Below are 20,731 nucleotides of genomic sequence, written 5' to 3'. Positions count from 1 at the left end.
AGAGCACAGGCCAAGGGGTCCGCGGGAGTGACGGCGGCCTCGAATTCAGCCGTGGGCGAACAAGCCCCAGGGAAGGCGTCCGGGCGGGCCCGATCCGCCCCCGAGGGCAAAGGTTCGGCCAAGAAACCGAGGGTGCCCAAGCCCGAATCGCACCTGGCCATGGTGCGCAGGGCCCGGCGCATCAACCGGGAGCTGGCCGAAATCTATCCGTACGCCCATCCGGAACTCGACTTCCGCAATCCCTTCGAGCTCCTCGTCGCGACGGTGCTCTCGGCGCAGACCACCGACCTGCGGGTGAACCAGACGACCCCGGCCCTGTTCGCCGCCTACCCCACCCCCGAGGACATGGCCGCGGCATCACCGGAGGCCTTGGAGGAGCTGATCCGGCCGACCGGGTTCTTCCGGGCGAAGTCGCGCTCGCTGCTCGGGCTCTCGCAGGCCCTGCGCGACGACTTCGGCGGGGAGGTGCCGGGCCGCATCGAGGACCTGGTGAAACTGCCCGGGGTCGGCCGCAAGACGGCCAACGTGGTGCTCGGCAACGCCTTCGGCGTCCCCGGGATCACGGTGGACACCCACTTCGGCCGGCTGGTCCGCCGCTGGAAGTGGACGGAGCAGGAGGACCCGGAGAAGGTCGAGGCGGAGGTCTGCGCGATCTTCCCCAAGAGCGAGTGGACGATGCTCTCGCACCGGGTCGTCTTCCACGGCCGCCGGATCTGCCACTCCCGCAAGCCGGCCTGCGGCGCCTGCCCGATCGCCCCGCTGTGCCCGGCGTACGGGGAGGGGGAGACCGACCCCGAGAAGGCGAAGAAGCTCCTCAAGTACGAGAAGGGCGGCCAGCCGGGCCAGCGCCTGAGCCCGCCCCCGGACTACCCGGGCCTCCCGGCCCCGCCACTGGGCGCGCAGGCGGCGCCGCAGCCGTAGGAACGAATCGGTACCCGGACCGCGTTCGGCGGTGCGGGAGAACACGGACAGGGGTGCCTATGACTGGGGCTACGCAGAACCGCCCGGCCGCCGCCGACACCGACGCGGTCGCGGGTACGACCGCCGCCGACGCGGTCGCCGGTACCACCACCGCCGACACCGGTGGGAGCGCCGCCGGCCCGTCCGCCGGGCCGACCGGCGGGGCACCCGCCGCCGCCCGGCCGCCCGCCGGCCCCGTCCGCCGCGGCAGCACCGAGGTGAGCACCCGCGGACTGCCCGACTGGCTCGACCCCGTCGTCGACGCCGCGCGGACGGTCCGCCCGACCCAGCTGAGCCGGTTCCTGCCGCCCGAGGACGGCCGCGGCCGACAGTCCGCCGTGCTCATCCTCTTCGGCGAGGGCGCCCGCGGCCCCGAGCTGCTGCTGATGGAACGCGCGGGAAGCCTGCGCTCCCACCCCGGCCAGCCCTCGTTCCCCGGCGGCGCCCTCGACCCCGAGGACGGCGACCCGCAGACCACGGGCCCGCTGCGCGCCGCGCTGCGGGAGGCCGAGGAGGAGACCGGCCTCGACCCGGCCGGGGTCCAGCTGTTCGGCGTGCTGCCCCGCCTCTACATCCCCGTCAGCGAGTTCGTGGTGACCCCGGTGCTCGGCTGGTGGCGCGCCCCGAGCCCGATCGGCGTGGTGGACCCGGCCGAGACCGCACGGGTGTTCACGGTTCCCGTGGCGGATCTCACGCACCCCGCGCACCGGGTCACCGTCGTGCACCCGAGCGGCCACCAAGGCCCGGCGTTCACCGTGGAATCGGCTCTGGTCTGGGGTTTCACGGCCGGAGTGATCGACCGGATCCTGCACTTCGCGGGCTGGGAACGCCCTTGGGACCGCTCGCGCCAGGTCCCGCTCGACTGGCGCGCATGAGACGGTGACCCACGTGAACGTGCTGGACATCCTGTTGCTGGTCGCCGCCGTGTGGTTCGCGATCGTGGGCTACCGCCAGGGGTTCGTCGTCGGCGTCATGTCGGTGATCGGCTTCCTGGGCGGTGGCCTCGTCGCCGTGTCCCTGCTCCCGCTGGTCTGGGACCGGGTGACCGACAGCGGCACCCGGGTGTCCAGCACCGTCGTGGTCATCGTCGTCGTCGCGATCATCGTCTGCGCCTCCGTCGGCCAGGCCCTGACCACCCACCTCGGCAGCCGGCTCAGGCGCCACATCACCTGGTCGCCGGCGCGCGCGCTCGACGCGACCGGCGGCGCGCTGGTCAACGTGGTGGCGATGCTGCTGGTGGCCTGGCTGATCGGCTCGTGGGTCGCCGTCACCTCGCTGCCCACGGTGGGCAAGGAGGTCCGCAACTCCAACGTGCTGCTGGGCGTGTCCCGGGTGCTGCCGGACCGGGCGAACATCTGGTTCACGGACTTCGGCTCCACCCTCGCGCGCAACGGCTTCCCGCAGGTGTTCAGCCCGTTCTCCAACGAGCCCATCACCGAGGTGCAGGCCCCCGATCCCGACCTCGCCAGCAGCCCCGTCGCCGACCAGGCGAAGCGTTCCATCGTGAAGGTCGTCGGCACCGCGCCGAGCTGCAGCAAGGTGCTGGAGGGCACCGGCTTCGTCTTCGCGCCGGGCAAGGTGATGACCAACGCGCACGTCGTCGGCGGCGTGTCCGAGCCCACCGTGCAGATCGGCGGCGAGGGCCGGCTGTACGACGGCAAGGTCGTGCTCTACGACTGGGCGCGCGACATCGCCGTCCTGGACGTGCCCAAGCTGAAGGCACCGCCGCTGGAGTTCGTCGACAAGGACGCGGTGAGCGGCAACGACGCGATCGTCGCCGGCTTCCCCGAGAACGGCGGCTACGACGTCCGGGCCGCGCGCGTCCGCGGCCGGATCAACGCCAACGGCCCGGACATCTACCACCGCGGCACCGTCCAGCGCGATGTCTACTCGCTGTTCGCGACGGTCCGGCAGGGGAACTCGGGCGGCCCGCTGCTCACCCCCGACGGCCGGGTGTACGGCGTGGTCTTCGCGAAGTCCCTCGACGACCCGAACACCGGGTACGCGCTGACGGCCGACGAGATCCGCGACGACATCCGGATCGGCACGACGGCCCAGACCCGGGTCGACAGCCAGGGCTGCGCCCTCTGAGGCCGGTGCGCCTACGTCCGCGGGTGGCGGAGGCGCGCCGACACCCACCGGGCGCGGCGGCGCAGGATGCGCGGAATACCGAGCCGGAGGTCGTGGCCGTGCCGGCCCGCCCTCTGGTGGGTGCCCGGCGTGACTGCCGGGCGGCGTTCGTGTGCGGTGTCACCGTAGTCGTGCGTCCAGCCCATACTTCGAGCTGTGCCCGGGCCCCAAGGTCGGTAATCCCGTCCGGGCCGGCCAATTGGCCTATGCGCCAGGCAATTGAATGTTTGTCATATAAGCGCAACGGTGGGGTCGTTGCCCCGTCACGCGGCCGCGGCGCGGGGACCGGGGCCGCTCAGCGGTCCGGCTCGGGGTCGCCCAGCCAGTTCACCAGCTCGGTGGAGAAGGCCACCGGGTCCTCCTCGTGCGGGAAGTGCCCCAGCCCGTCGAACAGCCGCCACCGGTACGGGGCTTCGACGTACTCCCCGGAGCCGGCCGCGCTGCGCGTGCGCATCACCGGGTCGAGCGAGCCGTGCAGGTGCAGCGTCGGGACGCGCACCGGCCGCTTCATCCGCCGGTTGAACTGGAGCCCGTCGGGCCGCGCCATCGACCGCATCATCCAGCGGTACGGCTCGATCGAGCAGTGGGCGGTGGACGGGATGCACATCGCCCGCCGGTACACGTCGAGGTCCGCGTCCTGCGGGGGCACCGGCCCCGACCAGTCGCGGATCAGTTCGCCCACGAGCGCCCCGTCGTCGGCGACGAGCTGCCGCTCCGGGACGAAGGGCCGTTGGAAGCCCCAGATGTGCGAACTGGCCCGGGTCTGACCGAAGTCCGACAGCATCGCCGAGCGCCAGCGGCGCGGGTGCGGCATGGACGACACCACGAGCCGGCGCACCAGCTTGGGCCGCATCACCGCGGCCGTCCAGGCCAGGTACCCGCCCAGGTCGTGGCCGACGAGGGCGGCGTCGGGCTCGCCGAGGGAGCGTACGACCCCGGTGATGTCGAGGGCGAGGTTCGCGGGGTCGTAGCCGCGCGGGGTGCGGTCGCTGCCGCCCACCCCGCGCAGGTCCATCGCGACGGCCCGGTAGCCGGCGTCGGCCAGCGCGGTCAGCTGGTGGCGCCAGGTCCACCAGAACTGCGGGAAGCCGTGCAGCAGCAGCACCAGCGGGCCCTCGCCGACTTCGGCGACGTGGAAGCGGGCGCCGTTGGCGGCCACGTCCCGGTGCGTCACCGACCGCCCGCCGGGGAGGTCGAGCCGTACCGCCGTGGCCGCGGTGGGCGGGGTGCCGGGGTCCGGTGTGGGCGCTGTCATGAGGACGAGCGTGCCACACCCACAGCCTGGTCACTGACCGGTCGCGGGTGCGGCTTGACGGTGCCGACGACCGCCGCGGTCTGCTTGACGGAGGCGATGGACTTCTCCGGCGGCTTGACCTTCTTGAACTTCGACACGGCGATCAGCGCGAGCAGGCCCGCGAGCAGCAGGAACGCCGCGCCGACGATCAGGAACGACCAGGCCAGCCCGAGCCCGAGGTTGTGGATCCCGTACGCCGCGGCGAAGCTCAGCACCGGCAGCGAGAAGAGCGCGAGCACCCCCGCGACGGTGATGGCCGCGCCGCCGATGCCCGCGCGCTTGACGTCCTGGCGCAGCTCCGCCTTGGCGAGGGCGATCTCGTCGTGCACCAGGGCGGACATCTCGGCGGTGGCCGAGGCGACCAGCTGGCCGAGCGTGCGCTCGGCCCCTTGCGCCCCCGGCGCCCCTTGGTCCACTGCGGTCATCGCTCTCTCCCTCTGTCGTCCGCGGCCGGCGCCTGTCCTGCGCCGTCAGTCAGATCATGCCGGACCGTCGGCTCCGGCGCTGGACCCGGCTGCCGTCCGGGCGTCGGCGGCGCGGGTCGCGGCCTCGGCGCGGCGGCGGTGCTCCGCCGCCTTCGCCTCGTGGATCGCGGCCATCCGCAGGTGGTACTCGGGCTTGTCCTGCTCGTAGATGTCCGGAATGCCGTCGAGGTCCTCGTCGCGGTCCTCGGCCTCGGTGAGGTCGCGGTACGTGCGGTTGCGGAGCTTGAGCAGCACGCAGGCGAGGACGGCGGCGATCAGGGAGCCGATCAGCACGGCCGCCTTCACCTCGTCCATCAGGGCCGGGTCGTCGGCGAAGGCGAGTTCGCCGATGAGGAGGGAGACGGTGAAGCCGATGCCGGCGAGCGAGGCCACGGCGAACACGTCGGGCCAGGCCAGGTCCTCGTTCAGCTCGGCCCGGGTGAAGCGGGCGGCCAGCCAGGTCCCGCCGAAGATGCCCACCGCCTTGCCGACGACCAGGCCGAGGACCACGCCCAGGGTCTCGGGCCGGGTGAAGACCTGGGCCACCGCGTGGCCGGAGAGGGAGACGCCGGCGGAGAAGAGGGCGAAGAGGGGGACGGCCAGCCCGGCCGAGATCGGCCGGACCAGGTGCTCGATGTGCTCGCCGGGGGAGTGCTCCTCGCCGTCGCGGCGGGTGCAGCGCAGCATCAGGCCCATGGCGACGCCGGCGATGGTGGAGTGGACGCCGCTGTTGTACATCAGGCCCCAGATGGCCAGGGCGAGCGGAACGTAGACGTACCAGCCGCGCACGTCCCGGCGGAGCAGGAACCAGAAGAGGGCCAGGCCCACGACCGCGCCGCCCAGCGCCAGGAAGTCGATCTCGCTGGTGAAGAACACGGCGATGATCAGGATGGCGAAGAGGTCGTCGACGACCGCCAGGGTCAGCAGGAAGGCGCGCAGGGCGGACGGCAGCGAGGTGCCGATGACGGCCAGGACGGCCAGGGCGAAGGCGATGTCGGTGGCGGTCGGGACGGCCCAGCCGCCCGTGGAGCCGCCGCCGAGGACGTTGACGAGCAGGTAGACCAGCGCGGGCACCGCCATGCCGCACAGCGCGGCGATCACGGGGAGGGCGGCGGCCTTGGGGTCGCGCAGGTCGCCCGCGACGAGCTCGCGCTTGAGCTCGATGCCGGCGACGAAGAAGAAGAGGGCGAGCAGGCCGTCGGCCGCCCAGTGCTGGAGCGAGAGGTCCAGGCCGAGGGTGGCGGGGCCGATGTGGAAGGAGCGGACGCTGTCGTAGGCGCCCGAGATCGCGGGGACGTTCGCCCACACCAGGGCGGCGATGGCCGCCAGGAGCAGCAGCACGCCGCCGACCGTCTCGGTGCGCAGGGCGTCGGCGACGAATCGGCGCTCGGGGAGCGAGAGCCGGCCGAGGAGCTTGCGGGGGGGAGAGGGGTCGGGCGTACGGGTGGGCGTGGCCACGGCGGGGGCACCTCCGGTTGGTCGACGGCATGGCAAATGCAGTTGCCGACCAGACTTCCCGGCGCACCCTGAGTTGTTGCGGCGTCCTCGTGTGACGCTTCCCCAACGGTACAGGGCGGTGCCGGTCGTATCGGGTGATCTTCACCTTAAACGGAGGGAGGGCGTCCGGCGCGTTGCGCGCCGGACGCCCTCCCTGTCCGCTACGAGCCCCTACGGACCCCACCCGGCCCGCGCGCCCTTACGGCTGACCCGGCCCGGGGGCCGGGTCAGTCCTCGCTGCCCGCCGAGGGCAGCCGGGACTGGATGAGGTCCATGACGGAGGAGTCGGCGAGCGTGGTGACGTCACCGACCGCCCGGTTCTCGGCCACGTCGCGCAGCAGCCGTCGCATGATCTTGCCGGAGCGCGTCTTCGGCAGCTCCTGCACCGGCAGGATGCGCTTGGGCTTCGCGATCGGGCCGAGGGTGGCGCCGACGTGGTTGCGCAGCTCCGCGACCAGGGTCTCGGTCTCGGAGGCGCTGCCGCGCAGGATCACGAAGGCCACGATGGCCTGACCGGTGGTCTCGTCGTTGGCGCCGACCACGGCCGCCTCGGCGACCGAGGGGTGCGAGACGAGCGCCGACTCGACCTCGGTGGTGGAGATGTTGTGTCCGGAGACCAGCATCACGTCGTCCACCCGGCCGAGCAGCCAGATGTCGCCGTCGTCGTCCTTCTTGGCGCCGTCGCCGGCGAAGTACTTGCCCTCGAAGCGGGACCAGTACGTGTCGATGAACCGCTGGTCGTCGCCCCAGATGGTGCGCAGCATCGACGGCCACGGCTCGGTCAGCACCAGGTAGCCGCCGCCGCCGTCGGGGACCTCGTTGCCCTCGTCGTCCACGACGGTGGCGGAGATCCCGGGCAGGGCGCGCTGGGCGGAGCCCGGCTTGGTCTCGGTGACGCCCGGCAGCGGGGAGATCATCATGGCGCCGGTCTCGGTCTGCCACCACGTGTCCACGATCGGACAGCGGTCGCCGCCGATGTGCTTGCGGTACCAGATCCAGGCCTCGGGGTTGATCGGCTCGCCGACCGAGCCCAGCACGCGCAGGCTCGACAGGTCGAACTTCGCGGGGATGTCGTCGCCCCACTTCATGAACGTGCGGATGGCCGTGGGCGCCGTGTAGAGGATGGTGACGCCGTACTTCTGCACGACCTCCCAGAACCGGCCCTGGTGCGGGGTGTCCGGGGTGCCCTCGTAGATCACCTGGGTGGCGCCGTTCGCGAGCGGCCCGTAGACGATGTACGAGTGCCCGGTGACCCAGCCGATGTCGGCGGTGCACCAGTAGACGTCGGTCTCCGGCTTGAGGTCGAAGACGGCCTGGTGGGTGTAGGCCGCCTGGGTGAGGTAGCCGCCCGAGGTGTGCAGGATGCCCTTCGGCTTCCCCGTGGTCCCCGAGGTGTACAGGATGAAGAGCGGGTGCTCGGCGTCGAAGGCCTGCGGGGTGTGCTCGGCCGACTGGCGGCCGACCACGTCGTGCCACCACACGTCGCGGCCCTCGGTGAAGGCGGTGTCCTCGCCGGTGCGGCGCACGACGAGCACGTGCTCGACCTGCGGGCAGCGGGCCACGGCGTCGTCGATGGCCGGCTTCAGGGCGCTCGGCTTGCCGCGGCGGTAGCCGCCGTCGGCGGTGATCACCAGCTTGGCGTCGGCGTCCTGGATGCGGGAGGCGACGGCGTCCGCGGAGAAGCCGCCGAAGACCACCGAGTGCGCGGCGCCGAGGCGGGCGCACGCGAGCATCGCGACGACCGCCTCGGGGATCATCGGCAGGTAGACGGCGACCCGGTCGCCGGCGCGCACGCCCAGCTCGGTGAGGGCGTTGGCGGCCCTGGAGACCTCGTCCTTGAGCTCGGCGTAGGTGATCGAGCGGCTGTCGCCGGGCTCGCCCTCGAAGTGGATGGCGACGCGGTCGCCGTTGCCGGCCTCGACGTGGCGGTCCACGCAGTTGTACGCGACGTTCAGCTTGCCGTCGGCGAACCACTTCGCGAAGGGCGGGTTGCTCCAGTCGAGCGTCTGAGTCGGCTCGGTGGCCCAGGCCAGGCGCCGGGCCTGCTCGGCCCAGAAGCCCAGCCGGTCCGCGTCGGCCTGGGCATACGCGGCCTCTGTCACGTTGGCGGCGGCGGCCAGGTCGGCAGGCGGAGCGAACCGGCGCTCCTCCTTCAACAGATTGGCCAGGCTTTCCTTGCTCACTACATCTCCCTTTCCCAGGGTGTCCGTTGTGTCCCCGGGCATAGCTCATCAGTCAGCGGCCCAGGTGACAAGGGGTAGCCGAGAATTGGTTTAGACCTATAGAAGGTCCGGCTGCTCACGGACCACGTGCCAACGGCCCCCTCCCGCCGCAGGAAGCGGGAAGGGGCCGAATGATGGCACGGATCGGGGAGGGAGTCGGTTCAGGGGTTGATGGCGCAGAGGTCGATGGTGCAGACGTCGATGGTTCAGACGTTCTGCCCGACGCTGTCGAAGACCCGGCAGTCGAAGTAGTCCTCGCCCTCGGAGAGCAGGTAGGCCTGCGCCTCGCCGACGTGGAAGTACATCCCGTGGAGCTCCAGGGTGCCCTCGGCGAGCCGGCGGGCCACCGATTCGTGGGCTCGCAGGTGCTCCAGCTGCTGCACCACGTTGGTCAGGCACAGCTGCTCCACCGCGTCCGCGGGGAGCCGCCCGGCGATCCGGGCCCACGCGTGGTGGCGGCTGGACATCCGCTCCAGGCTGGGCAGCCCGTGCCGGAGCCAGCGCCGCAGCGGGGTCATCGGGGTGCCGGGGGCGGAGTTGAGCAGGGCCTGCATGGCCCCGCAGCCCGAGTGCCCGCACACCGTGATGCTGCTGACCTGGAGCACGTCCACCGCGTACTCGATGGCCGCCGCGACCGAGTCGTCGGTGGACTCCGCGCCCGGCAGCGGCACCAGGTTGCCGACGTTGCGGACGGTGAACAGGTCCCCCGGGCCGCTCGCCGTGATCATGCTGGTCACCAGCCGGGAGTCCGCGCAGGTCAGGAAGAGCTGGGAGGGCCGCTGACCCTCACGGGCCAGCCGGGCCAGCTCGTCCCGCACGTGGGGCGCGGTGTCCCGCTGGAAGGCGCTGATCCCGCTGGCCAGCTGGCCGGCGCCCCGCCTGCGGGCGGCAAGAGCCTGCTCGGGGGTCTGGGCCCGGGAGGCGTCCGCGGCCGCCGCCGCGGCGGTACGGACTCCCGCGGTCCGGTGGTCGCAGTGGTTCTGCCACGGCGTCCACGGGCGGCAGCACTGGTGCCCCGCGCGCGGCGCGGACCGGCGGGCCCGGTCGGCCCGCCGGAGCCGGTCGGCGAGCCCGGCCCGGTCCGAGAGGTCGGTGCGCCCGGTGCGGCCGGCGGCGGCGATCGGGCCGGCCCCCACCGTGCGCTCGCCGGCCGCCTGGGCCGAGGTCCCGGAGCGGCCGATCACCTCGATGGAGCCCCCGTGCGCGAGGTGGGAGTCCTGCCAGTCCTGGAGCGTCTCGTAGGCCGCGTGGTCCATGAACGAGCCGTCCAGTTCGATCACCGCGTGCGCGGTGTGCGGGATCTGGTTCAGCACCCGGCTGAGCCGGGGCACCGCGAGGAAGGTCAACTGGCCCCGCGCGCAGACCCGGTGGACGCCGTCGTCGAGCAGCTCCACCGTGATCCGGGTGCGGGCCAGCCGGTGCAGGGCGAGCGCCACGGCCACCGCGATCCCGACCGCCACGCCCTCCAGCACTCCGCCGAGGACCACGGCCACAATGGTCGTCCCGTAGACGAGGATCTCGCGGTGCCGGGTGACGTTGCGCAGGTGGGTGATGCTGACCATCTGTACGCCCACCGCCATCACCAGGGCGGCCAGCGCGGCGAGCGGGATCAGGTCGAGGACGGGGACGAGCAGCCCGGCCGCCAGGAGCACCCACAGGCCGTGCAGCATGGACGACCTGCGGCTGACCGCACCGGACTTGACGTTGGCCACACTGCGCACGGCCACCCCGGTGATGGGCAGCCCGCCGAGGGCTCCGGAGACGATGTTCGCCGCGCCCTGGCCCCGCAGCTCCCGGTTCAGGTCGGCGCGCGGCGGGCGGTTGTCCGTACCCCGCTCGGAGGCGATCAGCTTGTCCGTGGCGACCGCGGACAGCAGCGACTCCACGCTGCCGACCAGGGTGATGGTCAGGACGGCCGCGATGAGGCCGAGCACCGGCCCCTCGGGGAGTTCGGGCAGGGCGTGGCTGCGCCAGGACGGCAGGTCCACCCGGGGGAGGGTGAGCCCGGCCAGCGCGGCGAAGGCGGTGGCCGTGGCGACGGCGGCGAGCGCGGCCGGCACCTTGCGCAGGGCCCGGCCGGCCTTTCCGGGCAGCCGGGGCCAGCCGAGGAGCACGACCAGGGTCAGCACGCTGATGCCGAGCGCGGCCGGGTGCAGGTCGGCCAACTGGCCGGGCAGGCCGCGCACGTTGGCCACGGCGGAGCTCTGCGGGGTGCCGCCGAGCACGATGTGCAGTTGGGCGAGGGCGATGGTCACGCCGATGCCCGCGAGCATGCCGTGCACGATGGCCGGGCTGACCATGAGCGCCGACCGGGCGGTGCGCAGCGCGGCGAGTCCGAGCTGGCAGCAGCCGGCGAGCACGGTGATGGCGCAGGTGGTGCGCCATCCGTAGCGCTGGATCAGTTCGGCCGTCACGACGGTGAGCCCGGCCGCGGGCCCGCTCACCTGCAGCGGGGCGCCTCCGAGCCGTGCGGCGACGATCCCGCCGACCGCGGCGGCGACCAGTCCGGCCTGGAGCGGGGCGCCGGTGGCCAGGGCGATGCCGAGCGAGAGGGGCAGGGCGATCAGGAAGACGGCGATGGAGGCGGAGAGGTCCGCGGAGAAGTCCTCACGGCGCCCCCTGGGGGCCGCCGTGCGGGCCCCGGCGGGGGTCTCGTCGGTCGTGGAGGTGGAGGAAGTGGCAGTCATAAGGTCCCGTCTCCTCGGAGGAGGGGTGAAGCGGCGGGAGTCTCAACACTCGGTAAATGGATGGTAATGGAGAGTAAAGGCCTGTGGTAGGGAAAGCGGGCAAAAGGCCTATGGATTAACACTCAAGATTGAATAAGCATTTTGTGCGGCTTGTCATACCTTCCTCAAACCAGACCGCATGGGACGTTGCGGCGCGGAAGTCCTGCGATGGAACTGCGAGGGAGAGGTGGGGCGGATGATCGCCGCCACGAAGAAGATCGCCGGCGGCCTGGTCGCCACGGCGCTGGTCCTGGGCGTCGCCGCCTGCGGTGCGCCCGAGGCCGCCCGGCCCCCGGCCCCCGGGGCCCAGAACGCGAAGAAGGGTCCCGCCCCGGAAGCGGCCCCGGGCAGCGTGAACCGGCTCATCGGTGACGGCTCGACCGCGTACACCGGCTCGCAGCCGAACGTGCAGAAGCCGCAGAAGCTGAAGCCCGGCGAGAAGCCGCCGCAGTTCGTGGTGTTCTCCTGGGACGGGGCCGGCGAGGACAGCCAGAAGCTCTTCTCGCACTTCCGCGAGGTCGGCAAGAAGTACAACGCCCGCATGACGTACTTCCTCAGCGGCGTGTACCTCCTCCCCGAGGACAAGCGCTCCCTCTACACCGCTCCGCAGCACTCCGCCGGACGTTCGGACATCGGCTTCGGCGACCCCCAGGGCATCAGGGACACCGCCACCCAGGTGCGCGCGGCCTGGCTGGAGGGCAACGAGATCGGCACCCACTTCAACGGCCACTTCTGCGGCCCCGAGGGCGGCGTCGGCACCTGGTCGGTGGACGAGTGGAAGAGCGAGATCAAGCAGGCCAAGTCGTTCGTCAAGAACTGGAAGTCCAACGCGGGCATGAAGGACCTGGCGCCGCTCCCGTTCGACTACGACAAGGAGCTCATCGGGGCCCGCACCCCCTGCCTCGAAGGCCAGAAGAACTTCATGCTGGCCGCGAAGGACCTCGGCTTCCGCTACGACTCCAGCGGCATCAGCAAGCAGATCTGGCCGAAGAAGACCGACGGCCTCTGGGACCTGCCGCTGCAGCTGGTCCCCATGCCCGGCCGCGCCTTCGACACGCTGAGCATGGACTACAACTACATGGTCAACCAGTCCGGGACGACCTCGCAGGGCGACCCGTCGCAGCACCAGTACTGGGGCGACCAGATGCGCGACGGCCTGGGCGAGGCCTTCGACCGCGCCTACCAGGGCAACCGCGCACCGCTGATCATCGGCAACCACTTCGAGTCCTGGAACGGCGGCACCTACATGCGCGCCGTCGAGGAGTCCATCAAGAACATGTGCACCAAGCCCGAGGTCCGCTGCGTGCCGTTCCGCGAGCTGACCGACTGGCTGGACGCCCAGGACCCGAAGGCGCTGGAGTGGATGCGCACCCTCGACGTCGGGGAGACGCCGAAGGCGGGCTGGTCGAAGTTCCTGACGGCGGGGCCGCCGCCGGCCCCGCCGTCCGCCGCCGCCGTCAAGCCGGCTGCGGAGCCGGCTGCTGACGAGGGCTGACCAGGCCCTCCGCGTCCGGGCCGCCCGTCGCGTCCCGATCCGCCTCCCGCTCCACGTCCTCGTGCAGCACGAAGTCGGGGTCGACCTGGTCCGCCAGGTCGGCCCCCGTCTTCGCGTTGCCCCAGCTCTCCGCGTTCTTCAGGTGGAACCGCACCATCTGCTCCGTGTAGCGGGCCCAGTCGCGGTGCGCGTACGAGTCGTCGGAGGCGTCCTGGAGCGATTGGAGGGCGAGCCGGTTGGTCGCCTCCAGCAGTTCGAAGGCGGCCGGGCGGCCCTTCTCCATCGCCCGCACCCAGTCGGAGTGCCCGACGGTGACCAGCAGGTCCTCGCCCACCTCGTCCTGGAGGAACTCGATGTCCTCGGGCCCCTGCACCTTGTTCCCGACGACCTTGAGCTCCACCCCGAAGTCCCGCGCGTACTCCTTGTACTGGCGGTAGACGGAGACGCCCTTGCGGGTCGGCTCGGCGACGAGGAAGGTCACGTCGAAGCGGGTGAACAGGCCCGAGGCGAAGGAGTCGGACCCGGCCGTCATGTCGACGACCACGTACTCGTCGGGCCCGTCGACGAGGTGGTTGAGGCAGAGCTCGACCGCCCCGACCTTCGAGTGGTAGCAGGCCACGCCCAGGTCGTCCTCGGTGAACGGTCCGGTGGCCATGAGCCGTACGGGCTCCCCGTCGAGCACGAGCGTGCGCGCGCAGGCCTCGTACACCGGGTTGTCGCCGGTGACCCGCAGCAGCCGCGAGCCGCGGCCGGGCGGAGTGGTCTTGATCATGGTGTCGGCGGACGCGATCCGGGGGTTCGACCCCCGCAGGTACTCCTTGATCAGGGGCAGGTGGGCCCCCATGGCCGGCAGCTCGGCGGCCTCGGCCTCACCGAGCCCGAGCGCGGCGCCCAGGTGCTGGTTGATGTCGGCGTCCACCGCGATGACGGGGGCTTCGTTGGCGGCGAGGTGGCGGATGAAGAGCGAGGACAGCGTCGTCTTGCCGCTGCCGCCCTTCCCTACGAAAGCGATCTTCATGTTCACCAAGCGTAGTGGACCGATCGCTTTGGGTGGTCGAACCGAGTGAAGAAGACCACTCCAAGGAGGGGTCGGTGGCGGGGGTGCCCAGTGCGTAGGCTCCCTACTTATGAGTAGCGCTTCTGACCCGCTGGCCGCACTGGCCGGGCTGCCGGGTGTCGCCGAGTCCGTGGATTCCGTACGCAAGGCCGTGGACCGGGTCTACGGGCACCGGGTGATGCGCCGGCGCAGCGCAGAGATCACCTCGGAGGCGGCCCTGCGCGGCGCCCGCGGGAGCGCGGCGCTGTCCGGCGCGGACTGGGCGCTGGAGGAGGTGCGCCGCCGTACCGACTTCGGGTCCGAGCCCGAGGCGCGGACGGTGGGCGCCGCACTACGGCTCACCGCGGAGGCCGGCCAACTGCTCAGCATCTGGCGCCAGTCGCCGCTGCGGGTCCTGGCCCGCCTGCACCTGGTGGCGTCGGGGTCGACGGCGGAGGGGGACGTCGTCGGGCGCCCGCGGCTCGCGGGCGAGTCCGTGAGCGAACCGCTGGTGGAATCGCCGCTGCCCGGCGCGGAGGAGGTCGCCGGCCGGCTCGACGGACTGTCCCGGCTGGTGATCGCGGGCGGGTCGGCCCCGGCGCTGGTCACGGCGGCCGTGGTGCACGGCGAACTGCTGGCGCTGCGGCCCTTCGCCTCGTACAACGGCCTGGTCGCGCGGGCCGCCGAGCGCATCGTGCTGATCAACAGCGGGCTCGACCCCAAGGCCATCTGCCCGGCAGAGGTCGGCCACGCGGAGCAGGGGCGGGCGGCCTACCTGGCCGCGTTCGAGGGGTACGTCTCCGGGACGGCGGAGGGGATGGCCGCCTGGTTCGCGCACTGCGGGCGGGCGGTCGAGCTGGGGGTCCGCGAGTCGACGGCTGTGTGTGAAGCCATGCAGCGCGGCGCGGCCTGAGGCGGCTCGGGTCTCCGGGTCGTCGGCCGCCCGGGCCCGGACAGGGGTTGCGGCGACACCGTCTTGCCCTGGTGTCGCCGCCTGCACGGGCGCCCGGTTACCAAGCGTCCTCGATGATTGCCCATCAGGTCGGGAGCTTTGCCCGTCCCCTGGTGCGGCTGGCCCGTAATCGACGGGTCGACGTCGCGTGGGTACTCGGCGTTCGTGCTTCGGTCCGTGGGCCTTACTGCGTTTGAAAGATGATCCTCTCGGATGTTCTTTGGTCTCGCGGGCCGTTGACTCCTTTGTACTCCGCTTCCGAGGCATGCGAAACCCCTGACCAGACTTCTTTACTTTCTAGGACGAATAAGGGCGAATGGTGCACGCCATATCGCCGCTGGTCAGGACAATCAGGGCATGCGGCCGGACGCTGCCGGTGCGGTGCCCGTGTGGTGCCGGTGCCCGTGTCGGTGTCGGTGTCGCGTGCCGGGGTGGCGAGCGGGCGGGGTGACGGCCGTGGGCGGGGCGGGCGCCGGCCAGCCCCGTCGGGGCCCGCGGCAGGCCGATCGTGCCCGGCCGGCCGAGCGGGTTGGCCAGCCGGCCGGGCGGGGGAGGGTCGGGACCGGCCGGACGGTCAGGCGGCGCCCGCTCCGGCGCGGCGCCGGCTCGCGTACCAGACGAGGCCCGCGGTGGCCGCGGCCGCACCCACGGCCGCGGCCGCGATGAGCGCCGGCCGCGGAGGCATCGACAGTCCGGGCAGCCGCTGCTTCAGCCGCACCGGCCGGTTGAAGACCAGCACCGGCCACTCCCGGGCCACCGCTTCGCGGCGCAGCGCCCGGTCGGGGTTGACCGCGTGCGGGTGTCCGACCGCCTCCAGCATCGGGACGTCGGTGGCGGAGTCGCTGTAGGCGTAGCACCGGGAGAGGTCGTACCCCTCGGACTCCGCGAGCTCCCGCACGGCTTCCGCCTTCGTGGGCCCGTAGGCGTAGTACTCGATCTCACCGGTGAAGCAGCCGTCCTCGCCGACGACCATGCGGGTGGCGACGACGCGGTCGGCGCCGAGCATCTCCCCGATGGGCTCGACGACTTCGGCGCCCGAGGTCGAGACGATGACGACATCACGGCCGGCCGTGTGGTGGGCCTCGATGAGGGACGCGGCCTCGTCGTAGATGATCGGGTCGATGAGGTCGTGCAGGGCTTCCGCGACGATCTCCCGCACCTGCTGCACGTTCCACCCCTTGCAGAGGGCGGACAGGTACTCGCGCATCCGCTCCATCTGGTCGTGGTCGGCGCCGCCGGCCAGGAAGATGAACTGCGTGTACGCGGTGCGCAGCACGGCCCGCCGGTTGATCAGGCCGCCCTGGTAGAAGGACTTGCTGAACGTCAGGGTGCTCGACTTCGCAATGACCGTCTTGTCCAGGTCGAAGAAGGCGGCGGTGCGAGGCGAGGAGTGCGGCAAGGGCTGATTTTCCACTCTCCGAGCATATGCGCCCACCATTCGGCGTAAGGCGCGGCGCGTGGGTTTGCTTATGAGGCCCCTCGGGTACACCATGGAAGTCACGGATCGTTCGCGACCGTGCTAACCCGGTCTGGCTCCTCCCCCCCCGAGTCGGACCGTGGGGACGACCCCCGCTCTCCCCCCCGGCGGGGGTCGTCGCATGTCCGGACGCGGTTTGCGTCCTCTGCCTTCGGCCCCAAGTGATCATTCCTTCGGTCCCTCCTCTGGTGTGGGCCCGCGCGGCGAAGGCCCTTCACCCCTCGAACTCGTGACGGTGCGTAGTGGTTCCGCCGCGCTCTGAACTCACCTGTGGGGGTGAGCGGGATATCCACAAGCGGACCGGTGTCCACAGTTTTCGAGCAAGATCCACTCCTTTTTCCCGTTGGCGGCACCGTGATTAGGGCCGCGAAGTCCGCGGTGCTGGATTTGCAGCGGGAAGAGGGGCGGAGATCGTGGCTCGATCGAAGTCGTGCGAAGTGGCGGAAAGCGTTGCGGCCCATCGCCGGGGCGGGGTGCCGGCCGCGCCGGGGGCCCTTCCGGGAAGCGTGCCCGGCGCCCCCGGCGGCGGCCGACCGCTGATCATCACCGAGGACCCCCTGTTGCTCGACGACCTGCTGCGGCTGTGCGCCGCCGCGGGGGCCGAACCACACGTGCGGCACACGGTGTCCGAGCCGGGCGCCCCCGATCCAGGGGCCGCGGAGGGCGGGAGCGAAGGGGGCGCCGGGCCGGGTGCGCGGGTCGGATGGGACTCGGCTCCACTGGTGCTGGTGGGCGACGACGCCGCCCGCAGGGTGCGCGGTGCACCGCGCAGGGACGGGGTGCTCCTCGTGGGCCGGGGGTTGGACGACCCCGCGATCTGGCAGCTGGCGGTGGAGATCGGCGCGGCGGAGGTGCTCCGGCTGCCCGATGCCGAGAACCGTCTGGTCGACCGCATCGCCGACGTGGTGGAAGGAGCCGGACGGCCCGCGCTCGCCGTGGGGGTGATCGGCGGCAGCGGCGGGGCGGGGGCGTCCACGCTCGCCTGCGCCCTGGCCCTGCGGGCCGCCCGCGCGGGCGAACGCACCATCCTCATCGACGGCGACCCCCTCGGTGGGGGGATGGACGTCCTGCTCGGCGGCGAAGGGGCGCAGGGCCTGCGCTGGCCCGACTTCGCGGGCTCGCGCGGACGGGTCGGGGCCGGCGCCCTGGAGGAATCCCTTCCCGAACTGCACGCCCTGCGGGTGCTGAGCTGGGACCGGGGAGACCGGGTGGTGGTGCCTCCCGCCGCGATGCGCTCGGTGGTCGCCGCGGCCCGCCGCAGGGGCGGCGTGGTCGTGGTCGATCTGCCCCGCCGGGTGGACGAGGCCGTGGCCGAGGTGCTGGCACAGCTGGACCTGGTGTTGATCGTGGTGCCCGGTGAACTGCGCGCGGTGGCGGCCGCGGGCCGGGTGGCGGCCGGGGTGCGGATGGTCGCCCGGGACGTGCGCGTGGTCGTACGGGGCCGCTGCCCCGGTGGTCTCGACGCGGAGGCCGTGGCCGGGCTGCTGGGAGCGCCGCTGGCCGGGGAGGTACCGGTCGAGGTGGGGCTGCCGGGGCGGGTGGCCGAGGGAGAGCCACCGGGAGCGCAGGGACGCGGGGCGCTGGCCCGCTTCTGCGACGGGTTCTGGCAGCGGGCGCTCATGCCGGTCCAGGGGGTGCCGGCATGAGCGCCCTGCTGTTGGACGCGGTGCGCCGGCAGCTCGCCGAGACGGGCGCGGAGCCGACCCCGGCCAGGGTGGCGGAGGCCCTGAGGGCTCAAGGCCGACTGCTGGGCGACGCCGAAGTGCTCAACGTGGCGGCCGAGTTGCGGTCCGAACTGGTCGGCGCGGGTCCGCTGGAGGCGCTGCTCGCCGACCCCGAGGTCACCGACGTGCTGGTGGCCGCTCCCGACCGGGTGTGGGTGGACCGCGGCGGCGGGCTGGAGCTCACCGGGGTGACCTTCACCGGGCCGGACGCGGTGCGCAGGCTCGCCCAGCGGCTGGCCGCCGTGGCGGGTAGGCGGCTGGACGACGCCCGGCCGTGGGTCGACGCCCGGCTGCCGGACGGCACCCGGCTGCACGCCGTACTGCCCCCCGTCGCCGTCGGATCCGCGTGCCTCTCGCTTCGGGTGGTGCGGCCGAGGGCCTTCACCCTCGAAGAGCTGGTCGAGGCGGGCACGCTCCCGCCCGGAGGGCACCTCCTGCTCCGGGAGATGGTCGAGGCCCGGCTGTCGTTCCTCGTCTCGGGCGGGACGGGCACCGGTAAAACCACGCTCCTCAGCGCCCTGTTGGGGCTGGTCGGGCCGCGGGAGCGGATCGTACTGGCCGAGGACTCGGCCGAGCTGCGCCCCGATCATCCGCACGTGGTGCGGCTGGAGACCCGGCCCGCCAACCAGGAGGGGGCCGGCCTGGTCACCCTGGCCGACCTCGTGCGGCAGGCGCTGCGGATGCGGCCCGACCGGCTGGTGGTCGGCGAGGTCCGGGGTCCCGAGGTGGCCGACCTCCTCGCCGCCCTGAACACCGGCCACGAGGGAGGCTGCGGCACGGTCCACGCGAACGCCGCCGCGCACGTCCCGGCGCGGCTGGAGGCGCTCGGGACGACCGCCGGGCTCGACCGGGCCGCCCTGCACAGTCAGTTGGCCGCCGCGCTGACCCTCGTGGTCCACCTGGCCCGGGACCGCGAAGGGCGCCGCCGGGTGGCCGAGGTGCACGTGCTGGAGCGGGACGCCGCCGGACTGGTGGTGACCGTGCCGGCGCTGCGCTGGTCGGCGCGCGGATTCGTGCGGGAGCGGGGCTGGGAGCGGCTGTGCCCGCTGCTGCGGGGTGTCCGGTGAGCGCGGCGGAGGTGCTGACGGTGCCGGTCTTCGCGGGGCTGCTGTGCGCCGGGGCCGCTGCTTGGACGGTGGGCGGGGGAGACCGGACGTCGCGCCGGGCCCGGGCGCTGCTGGCCGGTTATGGTCCGGTGGCCCTGCCCGGGCCGGGGCGGCGCGAGCGGCTGACGCTCGCCGTGCGGATGCGGGCGGGCCGGTGGCGGGAGTGGGCCTGTCTGGCGGCCGGGCTGCTGGTCGCCGTGGCCGGAGGTTCGGTGGTCCCGCTGATCGTCGGGGCGGCCGCGGTGCCCGTGGTGCGGCGCCGGGTCCGGCAGCGGCAGCGGGAGCGGTCCCGGGAGGCGCGGGCCGCCGGGGTGGTGGCGTTGTGCGGGGCGGCCGTGGGCGAGCTGCGGGCGGGCGCGCAGCCCGGGCAGGCCCTCACCGCGGCGCTGCGGCGGACGGCCGCGGGGCCGGGGGGCCCGGGCCCGGCGGAGGCGGGGGTGCTGGCCGCGGCGACGTTCGGCGGGGACGTGCCCGGGGCGCTGCACCTCGCGGCCCGGGAGCCGGGCGCGGAGGGACTGGCCGGGATGGCCGCCTGCTGGCGGGTGTCCGTGCACGGGGGTGCGGGGCTGGCCGCCGGGCTCGACCGGCTGGAAGGGGCGCTGCGGGCCGAGCGGGACCGGCAGGAGTCGCTGCGGGCCCAGTTGGCGGGAGCCAGGTCGACGGCGATCGTGCTCGCGCTGCTGCCCCTGGTGGGGCTGGTGATCGGCACGGGCCTCGGGGCCGATCCGCTGCGGGTGTTGCTGCACACCCCGATGGGGTGGGGCTGCCTCGCGGTGGGCGCGGTGCTGGAGGGGCTGGGGCTGCTGTGGTGCCGGCGGATCGTGCGGACGGGGGAGCGGTGATGGGTGGCTTCACTGTCCACAGGCTGGGGACGGCCGTGCTTCTCGCGGTGGCGGGGGTGTTCCTCGTGTCGGCGCTGACGAAGCGGGTCCGCACTCGGGCGGTGAGGCGCAGGGCAGCAGGACTGCTGGGGGCCGAGCACGTCCGGAGAGGGGGCCTGCGGGCTCTGGGGGGCCGGAGGGACCTGGTGCGGTGGGCCGCCCCGGCCGGGGCGCTGCTCGCCGGCTGGGTGCTGGTCGGCTGCGCCGCGGGAGTGGCCGTGGGGGCCTTGGCCGGCCTGGGTGTGTGGCGCTGGCAGTGCAGGCCGCGGCCACCGGTCGGCCCTGATGCGAGGGAGGTGGAGCGTCAGCTTCCGTTGGCCGCGGACCTGTTGGCCGCCTGCCTGACGGCGGGGGCGGCCCCGGTGGAGGCGGCGGAGGTGGTGGGCGAGTCGCTGGGCGGCCCGGTCGGGGAAGGGCTGGTGCGGGCCGGTGCGGAGCTGCGGCTCGGCGGTGAACCGGGTTCCGCTTGGGGGAGGTTGGCGGAGATACCGGGCGCCCGGGCGCTCGCGGACTGCCTGGAACGGGCGGCCCGGACCGGGGCGCCCGCGGCCGAGCCGGTCTCCCGGCTCGCGTCGGCCCTCCGGGAGGACCGGGCGCGGCGGGCCGGTGCCAGGGCGCAGCGGGCGGCCGTTCTCGTCACCGCGCCGGTCGGGCTCTGCTTCCTCCCCGCATTTCTCGCGATCGGGGTCGCGCCGGTGGTGATCGGTATGGCTTCCGGACTCCTCTCAAGTAACTGAAGACGCATCGGACACGTACATCCACAAAGG

At 73.1% G+C, this 20,731-nt stretch carries 16 protein-coding genes; 9 read left to right on the top strand and 7 right to left on the bottom strand.

Annotated features, from left to right (window positions below):
* The first annotated feature begins 51 nt into the window (after positions 1-51).
* From nth to CP968_RS15430, 3 genes are read left to right on the top strand one after another with little or no spacing between them, the layout of a single operon-like run.
* Positions 52-921 carry an endonuclease III gene (gene nth, locus CP968_RS15440; protein ID WP_150518568.1) on the top strand — a complete coding sequence of 290 codons (870 nt, stop codon included), beginning with the start codon at positions 52-54 and terminating at the stop codon, positions 919-921.
* 59 nt (positions 922-980) lie between these two features.
* Positions 981-1,835 carry an NUDIX hydrolase gene (locus CP968_RS15435; RefSeq protein ID WP_229886735.1) on the top strand — a complete coding sequence of 285 codons (855 nt, stop codon included), beginning with the start codon at positions 981-983 and terminating at the stop codon, positions 1,833-1,835.
* 13 nt (positions 1,836-1,848) lie between these two features.
* Positions 1,849-3,051 (top strand): MarP family serine protease, encoded by a 1,203-nt coding sequence (locus tag CP968_RS15430; RefSeq protein WP_150518567.1) that lies wholly within the window; start codon positions 1,849-1,851, stop codon positions 3,049-3,051.
* Positions 3,052-3,385: 334 nt separating this feature from the next.
* Here the strand turns inward: CP968_RS15430 and CP968_RS15425 are convergent, their stop codons facing one another.
* The 5 genes from CP968_RS15425 to CP968_RS15405 form a co-directional block, all read right to left on the bottom strand.
* Complete coding sequence (locus CP968_RS15425; protein WP_150518566.1) at positions 3,386-4,345, bottom strand: alpha/beta fold hydrolase; 960 nt, start codon at positions 4,343-4,345, stop codon at positions 3,386-3,388.
* Positions 4,342-4,809 carry a phage holin family protein gene (locus tag CP968_RS15420; RefSeq protein ID WP_150518565.1) on the bottom strand — a complete coding sequence of 156 codons (468 nt, stop codon included), beginning with the start codon at positions 4,807-4,809 and terminating at the stop codon, positions 4,342-4,344. Before CP968_RS15420 ends, CP968_RS15425 begins: the two co-directional genes overlap by 4 nt.
* Before the next feature lie 54 nt (positions 4,810-4,863).
* Entirely contained in the window at positions 4,864-6,306 is a 1,443-nt protein-coding gene (gene nhaA / locus CP968_RS15415; protein WP_150518564.1) for a Na+/H+ antiporter NhaA, read from the bottom strand.
* A 266-nt stretch (positions 6,307-6,572) separates the two neighbouring features.
* Entirely contained in the window at positions 6,573-8,570 is a 1,998-nt protein-coding gene (gene acs / locus CP968_RS15410; protein WP_150518563.1) for an acetate--CoA ligase, read from the bottom strand.
* A 203-nt stretch (positions 8,571-8,773) separates the two neighbouring features.
* Positions 8,774-11,254, bottom strand: a complete 2,481-nt coding sequence (locus tag CP968_RS15405) for a SulP family inorganic anion transporter (protein ID WP_150518562.1) — start codon at positions 11,252-11,254, stop codon at positions 8,774-8,776.
* 235 nt (positions 11,255-11,489) lie between these two features.
* On the opposite strand from CP968_RS15405, the gene CP968_RS15400 reads away from it, so the two are divergent.
* Positions 11,490-12,788: a polysaccharide deacetylase family protein gene (locus CP968_RS15400; RefSeq protein WP_150518561.1), complete on the top strand. Its 1,299-nt coding sequence runs from the start codon at positions 11,490-11,492 to the stop codon at positions 12,786-12,788.
* Here CP968_RS15400 and CP968_RS15395 read toward each other — a convergent pair.
* Positions 12,751-13,806 (bottom strand): ATP-binding protein, encoded by a 1,056-nt coding sequence (locus CP968_RS15395; protein ID WP_150518560.1) that lies wholly within the window; start codon positions 13,804-13,806, stop codon positions 12,751-12,753. The genes CP968_RS15400 and CP968_RS15395 overlap by 38 nt on opposite strands.
* A gap of 109 nt (positions 13,807-13,915) precedes the next feature.
* Here CP968_RS15395 and CP968_RS15390 point away from each other — a divergent pair, with 109 nt between their 5' ends.
* A complete protein-coding gene (locus CP968_RS15390) occupies positions 13,916-14,737 on the top strand; it encodes a Fic family protein (protein WP_150518559.1) in 822 nt (273 codons plus the stop codon).
* Between the two features lie 613 nt (positions 14,738-15,350).
* On the opposite strand, the gene CP968_RS15385 is transcribed toward CP968_RS15390, so the two are convergent.
* Positions 15,351-16,175, bottom strand: a complete 825-nt coding sequence (locus tag CP968_RS15385; RefSeq protein ID WP_373304098.1) for an HAD family hydrolase — start codon at positions 16,173-16,175, stop codon at positions 15,351-15,353.
* 584 nt (positions 16,176-16,759) lie between these two features.
* On the opposite strand from CP968_RS15385, the gene ssd reads away from it, so the two are divergent.
* The 4 genes from ssd to CP968_RS15365 are packed head-to-tail and all read left to right on the top strand — an operon-like array spanning position 16,760 to position 20,701.
* A complete protein-coding gene (gene ssd / locus CP968_RS15380; protein ID WP_150518557.1) occupies positions 16,760-17,899 on the top strand; it encodes a septum site-determining protein Ssd in 1,140 nt (379 codons plus the stop codon).
* Entirely contained in the window at positions 17,896-19,044 is a 1,149-nt protein-coding gene (locus CP968_RS15375) for a TadA family conjugal transfer-associated ATPase (RefSeq protein ID WP_150518556.1), read from the top strand. The genes ssd and CP968_RS15375 overlap by 4 nt, the downstream gene beginning before the upstream one ends.
* A complete protein-coding gene (locus tag CP968_RS15370; protein ID WP_229886737.1) occupies positions 19,041-19,925 on the top strand; it encodes a type II secretion system F family protein in 885 nt (294 codons plus the stop codon). The genes CP968_RS15375 and CP968_RS15370 overlap by 4 nt, the downstream gene beginning before the upstream one ends.
* Positions 19,925-20,701, top strand: coding sequence for a type II secretion system F family protein (locus CP968_RS15365; protein WP_150518554.1), 777 nt, complete (start codon positions 19,925-19,927; stop codon positions 20,699-20,701). Before CP968_RS15370 ends, CP968_RS15365 begins: the two co-directional genes overlap by 1 nt.
* The last annotated feature ends 30 nt before the right edge of the window (positions 20,702-20,731 follow it).

It is taken from the genome of Streptomyces subrutilus, assembly GCF_008704535.1.
GTDB lineage: Bacteria > Actinomycetota > Actinomycetes > Streptomycetales > Streptomycetaceae > Streptomyces > Streptomyces subrutilus.
This window is presented reverse-complemented; position numbering and strand designations above follow the sequence as displayed.